The 6,000-nt window shown below is 53.8% G+C and carries 6 protein-coding genes; 2 read left to right on the top strand and 4 right to left on the bottom strand.

Annotated elements, in window-relative coordinates:
* From AB5H98_RS03965 to AB5H98_RS03955, 3 genes are read right to left on the bottom strand one after another with little or no spacing between them, the layout of a single operon-like run.
* Positions 1-1,452, bottom strand: a complete 1,452-nt coding sequence (locus AB5H98_RS03965) for an NAD(P)/FAD-dependent oxidoreductase (RefSeq protein ID WP_367924620.1) — start codon at positions 1,450-1,452, stop codon at positions 1-3.
* A 26-nt stretch (positions 1,453-1,478) separates the two neighbouring features.
* The gene (locus AB5H98_RS03960) at positions 1,479-2,129 is read right to left on the bottom strand and encodes an HAD family hydrolase (protein WP_367924619.1); all 651 of its coding nucleotides are present in this window, start codon (positions 2,127-2,129) and stop codon (positions 1,479-1,481) included.
* Positions 2,130-2,142: 13 nt separating this feature from the next.
* Positions 2,143-3,120 (bottom strand): LacI family DNA-binding transcriptional regulator, encoded by a 978-nt coding sequence (locus tag AB5H98_RS03955; RefSeq protein WP_367924618.1) that lies wholly within the window; start codon positions 3,118-3,120, stop codon positions 2,143-2,145.
* Positions 3,121-3,323: 203 nt separating this feature from the next.
* On the opposite strand from AB5H98_RS03955, the gene AB5H98_RS03950 reads away from it, so the two are divergent.
* Positions 3,324-4,247 (top strand): hypothetical protein, encoded by a 924-nt coding sequence (locus AB5H98_RS03950; protein WP_367924617.1) that lies wholly within the window; start codon positions 3,324-3,326, stop codon positions 4,245-4,247.
* Here AB5H98_RS03950 and AB5H98_RS03945 read toward each other — a convergent pair.
* Positions 4,217-4,744 carry a TetR/AcrR family transcriptional regulator C-terminal domain-containing protein gene (locus AB5H98_RS03945; RefSeq protein ID WP_367924616.1) on the bottom strand — a complete coding sequence of 176 codons (528 nt, stop codon included), beginning with the start codon at positions 4,742-4,744 and terminating at the stop codon, positions 4,217-4,219. The two genes, AB5H98_RS03950 and AB5H98_RS03945, sit on opposite strands and share 31 nt — an antisense overlap.
* 129 nt (positions 4,745-4,873) lie before the next feature.
* On the opposite strand from AB5H98_RS03945, the gene AB5H98_RS03940 reads away from it, so the two are divergent.
* Positions 4,874-5,800 (top strand): hypothetical protein, encoded by a 927-nt coding sequence (locus AB5H98_RS03940; protein WP_367924615.1) that lies wholly within the window; start codon positions 4,874-4,876, stop codon positions 5,798-5,800.
* The last annotated feature ends 200 nt before the right edge of the window (positions 5,801-6,000 follow it).

The raw sequence follows: 6,000 nt of genomic DNA, 5'->3' as shown, positions 1-6,000 counted from the left end.
TCATATTCCATCGCGGCCGCCTCCTGTCTTTGTCTCGCCTGTGAGCACCACTGTGCCCGGCCCGTCCATCAACACCTGTGTGGGATCTACCCCCAGTTCTCGCGCCAGGATGGCCTGAACTCGGGGGCCACAGAAACCTCCTTGGCAACGGCCCATGCCTGCATTGCACCGACGCTTTACCCCATTCACCGTAGTGGCGGGAATCACGCCGTGTATGGCGGCGACAATCTCTCCTTCTGTGACGGGCTCACAACGACAGATCACCCTGCCATAACGCGGATCTTTCTGAATCCACCGATTTTTCTCCTCGGGGTCGAGTTCACGGAACACCACATGTTCCCGGCTGTCGTCAAAAAAGTCTTTTTCCTTGATTGCCAGCCCCTTTTCCTGTACCAGTCGAACCGCTTCCAATCCAATGGCCGGAGCAGCCGTCAGTCCGGGAGATTTTATGCCGGCCAAATGGAAAAAGCCAGGCGCTTGCGGGTTTTCGCCAATGAGAAAGTCATCCGAATCCGAATTTGCCCGCACACCCGCAAAGTTGCGGATGTTTTCACCAAAGCGAACGTTCGGCACGCTCAGGCGCGCTTTGTCCCGCACAAAAGAAAGGCCCTGTGTTGAACAGCTCACATCGTCCCGATTTTCCACAGACTCTGCATTGGGGCCCACAATCAAATTGCCATGTACGGTAGGAGCTACCAGCACACCTTTTCCCTTCTCGTTGGGGCACTGAAAGATCACATGACGGACGCGGTCGCCCTCGCTTTTATCCAGCAGCCAATACTCACCGCGCACTGCATGGATGGTATATCCCGGTTGTGCAATCAACTGCTCAAGCTGATCCGCATGGACACCGGCTGCATTGATGACTGTTTTTGTTTCAAACTCGCCTTGGGGAGTTGTCAACGAATATCCTCCATCGATTTTTCGGATGGACGTGACCGGATGTTCTAAATACAACTCCACACCGTTTTTCACGGCCACCTCCGCCATGGCAAGAGCATATTCCCAGGGATTGACCACTGCCGCGGTGGGTGCATACAGCGCCCCCTGCACTTGATCGGAGAGCTCCGGTTCCAGCGCCCGTGCGCCTTCTCCCGACAAAAGCGCCAAATCGGGAACACCATTTGCAACGCCCCGGCGATACAACTCGTCCAGCGTGCGGCACTCCTTGTCAGAAAAAGCCAACACCAAACTGCCGGTGCGCCGATAAGGTACGTTCAATTTTTGGCAGATTTCAGCGGCCAGCTTACTGCCCTCCACATTGAGCCGTGCCATCTTGGTACCGGGTTCAGGATCGTACCCGGCGTGCAAAATAGCACTGTTTGCCTTGGTAGTTCCATTGGCCACATCGTTGCTCTGTTCCAGTACTGCAAACCGCCCTTCGTACCGGGCCAAACAGTAGGCGGCCGCCGCGCCTGTCACACCACAGCCAATGATGATGCAGTCGTACATTCCGTTCCCTCCGTTTCTTTCTTGATTCAAAACTGGTCCAACAGCGCAATCACCTGTTCCAGCGAAGAGACAACCGCGGCACACTGCGCACGTAATTCCTCATCCGGTTGGCTCAAATCCGGCACCATGACCGGAATACATCCCGCCGCACACGCCGCAGCAATCCCATGGGGGCTGTCCTCCAAAACCATACACTCTGAGGGCTCCAATCCCAAAAGGCTGGCTGCCTTTTGGAACACATCCGGCGCCGGTTTGGTCCGTTCTACTTCTCTTCCACAGACCGATGCTGCAAAATCGTCCTTGACGCCAGCCTTTTCCAAATATCCCATGGCCGTTGAACGGCTGGTAGATGTAGCCAACGCAGCCGGAATCCCTCGTTTTTTCAGCTCTTTCAGCAAAACATACAATCCCGGTTTGACCGGCATTCCGTGCGCTTGTATCCAAGCATTGGAATAGGCAAGCCGTGCCTGACGGCTGCGAACGGGGTCAAACTTCGGACCGAACGCTTCGCGCAGATAATTCGCTAAATCTGCATCCGCCATTCCGCGCACAAACAACAGCGTCTGTCTGTCCGTTGGAAAACCCAGCTCTCTGCCCGCATGTTCCCACGCTTCCAGGTCCAGACGTTCGGTGTCGAACATCAAACCGTCCATATCAAACAAAACTCCACGAACCATTCTTTTCCTCCATTTAGGTACTTTGTCCCAGCGCCAGCTCCGGTTGGACCACCACACTAGCGGGGTCTGCCCGGCCACCGATCAAACTCTCCAAAAGCTGTACACTCATAAGACCAACCATTTCCGGCTTGTTGTCGACCGTAGTCAATTCCGGTTCGCAGATATGGGCATATTCCGAATTGTTGTAACCGGTAACGGCTACATCCTGCGGAACCCGAACACCCGCCCGCAACAATCCTTTCAGCACACCCGCGGCCGTCAGATCTTCTCCGCACACCAAGGCCGTGACCTTTTTCATCTTTAAAAACGCTTGGGCTGCTGCCATGCCGCCTGCCAACGTCGGTTCTGTCTCCAACGTGCGTGGTGCAAGGCCGCGTCTTCCCATGGCATCCAAATATCCCTCGTATTTGCGGTGCGCACTTTCTGTATCCATATCCCGCACGTACACAATGCCCTCGTGTCCTTTTTCCGCCAGATGGTCTACGGCCATCCCCACGCCCAAATGGTCATCCACCAATACCGAATAAGAATTGGGTAATTTCAAACGGCCATTGGCCACTACGGTAGGTGTGCGCGCCAATAACTTTTTCAACCGACTTTCGGTATTAAGAGCACTGTGCGCCGAACCTACCAGAATCACTCCATCGACCTGCTTTTCTGTAACGATGTCCAGATAGTGCATTCCCGCCTCTTTGGCTGCGCCGGTGTTGCACATGAGCACATTGTAGCCTCTGCGGGTGCATTCATGTTCAATGGCATAAGCAGTACGCGCATAATGCGGAACCCGCACATCCACCGTAAGCACCGCTACTGTCTTCATACTTTTTGCTACCAATCCACGGGCAATCGCACTGGGAACATAACTGTGCCGCGCCAGTACCTCCTCCACCTTCTGACGGGTAGCTTTGCTGACGTTCTGCTTTCCGTTGAGCACACGAGACACAGTGGTAATGGAGACGCCCGCCTCTCGGGCAATGTCATAAATGTTCATGGTGGACCCCCGCATAAGAATATAAAATGTGCAGAAAGCACATTGAAAGAACTTTCAAGACCAATATAACCAAAAGCCTTTTTCCTGTCAACGCCGGCGCAAACGTTCTCCTATTTTTAACAAAAAAAACAATGTGTACCTGTCTTTTTTACCATTGGGCGCGTACAATAAAAACAGATACAACCCAGAAAGAAGGAGTTCTTATGGCAATGGATCACGACGGGATGCGCTCTTACGCCATGACACTGGCACACCGAGCTGTAAAAGATATCCGTCGAGACGGATTCCGACAGCTTCGCGGATACGTGGATATGGGATTGATTTTAGCGCGCGGACCCGGACAGAAATTATTCTTTTCAACGGCACAGCGTCTGCTGGCAAAGGCCGACAGTGCCTATTACCCTCTTGTGCAGCGCATGTTGGATGAGGTGGCAGAAAATCAATTGTGCACACTTGCAGTGAACTTGGGGGTTGAGGCGCTGGCCACTGGCGTGGTGGAACTGCGCCGCCAGGCCGCACAGGGAGCCCATCCTGTTTGGATGGTATGGGAAAAGCTTGAAAATGCCGAAGAGGTAAATGCTTTTCATCAGGCGGTTTCGAAAGCACAAATGCAGGGGACCCGATTGTTCTGTGCAGACTGCGAGGATTCCACACTGGCGCAGGCCCTTTTACACCGCACGTCCTTCGACTGTCGTGAAAGTTTATTTTTCCTGCGCATCAAGCCCGCGTCGGTCACTCCGGATCTGATCCGCGCTTTGCGCGCCGCGGAAAACGCTGTCCCGCTTTTGATGGTTCCCGGCGAGGAGGAATTAAAGGGCTGTTTCGACGCCGCGGAACATCTGCGCAGAGAAAAATTATTTTTCGGACTGTTTTACAAACTCCCAAACGGGGCAAAACTGGAGGCAGAACAAGTACATCGGCTGGCCGAGCTGAGCTGCCTTTGCGTACTGGAGACACAAGAGGAAAAAAGTGCGCAAAAAGCACTGCAAAAAGCAGTGAGCGCCCAGCGCAAAGCGCCGGACGCCCCGATTTTTTTGGTGGATTGGCGGACAGACAGCCGGTCGCTTGAAAAATACATTTCGGCCGGTGCATCCATTCATTTATCGACGCCGGACTCCCGGCTGTGAAGATAGGCATTGAGCATCTCGCCGGATAAAATCCGTGCCAGACAGTCCTCATAGCGGGAGGCATCCTCTTTCATTCCCCGGGAACACCAGCGCTCCAGCAGACCTACTACGGTGGCCGCAAAAAACTCTCCGGCAAAAACCGCGTCCTGCGGGTCCATGAAAGCACCTTCCTGATCTTTCACATCCAGCAGATGCTGCTGTACCACGCCACTGAAAGTGTCGAACAAATATTCGCGCAGCGAGTTCTGCCCGGTATAAGACAATGCGTTGCAGTAAAAGGCACGATTTTCTCTGAAATATTCGCACAAGGCCCGCAGAATTCCCTGCCAATTTTCCCGGTCCGGCGCCTGTGCCAAAAAACCGGCGCTTTCAGTGCGAAAGATCCAGTTGACCAAATCGTACTTGTCTTGAAAGTGATAATAAAAGGCGTTTCGGCTCATGCCGCTTTGAGCTGCAATGTCTCCCACGGAGATTGCCTCCAGGGATTTTTTCGTCATGAGAATCTTCATGCTTTTTGCAAAGCATTGCTTTGTCTGCTGGGACGATGGCACCGAACCACCTCGTTTCCAAAGATTTTATTCAAAGTATAGCGGTTTTTTCACTTCTTTGCAACGACGGGAGAATGTATGAAAACTTTGATTCTGGCCTGCGACACAGACAGCCTTGGCGCCGCACATGCACTTTGCGCACGAATGAGAGTGGAACAGAGCACCGGACACGTGGTCTCTCTTTCCCGCCTTTGGTCTTTAAGGGACCTTGAAAAAGAAATCGTGTCTGGCTGTTTTGAAAGCGTGGCCGCCATGCACCCGCAAGCAGCGCTTGCCCTTTCCCGTCTGCGCCGAAGCGGACGGTTGGTCGTACCGGTCCTGGGGATATGGTCCGATTATACCTGTGCCTGTGCGTGGAGCAAAACCCTTTGCGAAGGATACGCTTTGTCCCACCCTGCTTTGCTGCAAACATGTGCACAGATGGGATTGCCGGCAAAAAAGCTGCGCGTCACGGGAATTCCGGTTTATGGTGGGGCCGGCCTGAGCCGAAGCGAAGCCAGAGAAAAACTTCATCTTCCGCGCGGCGGGCATCTGGTTCTCATCCCCAGGGCGCATCGGGAAGAAATTGATGCCTTTTTGTCTATGTCTGATTTTCATCCCCAAGTGGTCGCTTTGTGTGCAGACAGAGAAGTTCGAATCCGCCTGACTCGCCATTACACAGCACAGCCTCGTGTCTTGATTCGAGAGATGGACGCTCCCATTGAACTTTGGCTGGACGCCTGCAACGCATTGTTCACTGAACCCAAGGCGGGAATTTTGGCACGGGCAGCCGCGCGCAGAGTTCCCATGGTTTTATTGGGAGACTCGGACGGAACCGCCGGCCTGTTTGGACGAAGCGGAATGGCTCTTTGCGTTCAGGACCCTCGCGCCGGCGCACGCGCTGTCCGCCTTCTGTGTCAGAGCACTGACCGGGCCTGCGCCATGACCCGGGCTCAAAGTCTTTTTGCAAACTCAAATGCGTCGAAAAATGTGTGCGATTGGCTTACCGCTCTGACGCGTGGATAAAACCCTTTGCTTTGCAAAAAAAGTCTGCTATACTGAGAACGGACGCGGTGCGTCTGCACCCTGAACAAGGGTGGATGCCCGTTTTCCAATTCGCTGCGCAAGGCGGTTACCGTTCTGGCTGAGCTGCGTGACGGCTTAGGGAAACGCGGACAAAAGCAAAACGATTCCGCTTTGGCCGGACGCTATTCCGGTCAAAGCGT

Source organism: uncultured Ruthenibacterium sp. (assembly GCF_963558415.1).
GTDB lineage: Bacteria > Bacillota > Clostridia > Oscillospirales > Ruminococcaceae > Ruthenibacterium.
This window is presented reverse-complemented; position numbering and strand designations above follow the sequence as displayed.

What these genes read in the sequence shown, in the direction of transcription:
- AB5H98_RS03965 (WP_367924620.1), bottom strand. Translation starts at nt 1,452, where the DNA reads ATGTACGACTGCATCATCATTGGCTGTGGTGTGACAGGCGCGGCGGCC.
- AB5H98_RS03960 (WP_367924619.1), bottom strand. Translation starts at nt 2,129, where the DNA reads ATGGTTCGTGGAGTTTTGTTTGATATGGACGGTTTGATGTTCGACACC.
- AB5H98_RS03955 (WP_367924618.1), bottom strand. Translation starts at nt 3,120, where the DNA reads ATGAACATTTATGACATTGCCCGAGAGGCGGGCGTCTCCATTACCACT.
- AB5H98_RS03950 (WP_367924617.1), top strand. Translation starts at nt 3,324, where the DNA reads ATGGCAATGGATCACGACGGGATGCGCTCTTACGCCATGACACTGGCA.
- AB5H98_RS03945 (WP_367924616.1), bottom strand. Translation starts at nt 4,744, where the DNA reads ATGACGAAAAAATCCCTGGAGGCAATCTCCGTGGGAGACATTGCAGCT.
- AB5H98_RS03940 (WP_367924615.1), top strand. Translation starts at nt 4,874, where the DNA reads ATGAAAACTTTGATTCTGGCCTGCGACACAGACAGCCTTGGCGCCGCA.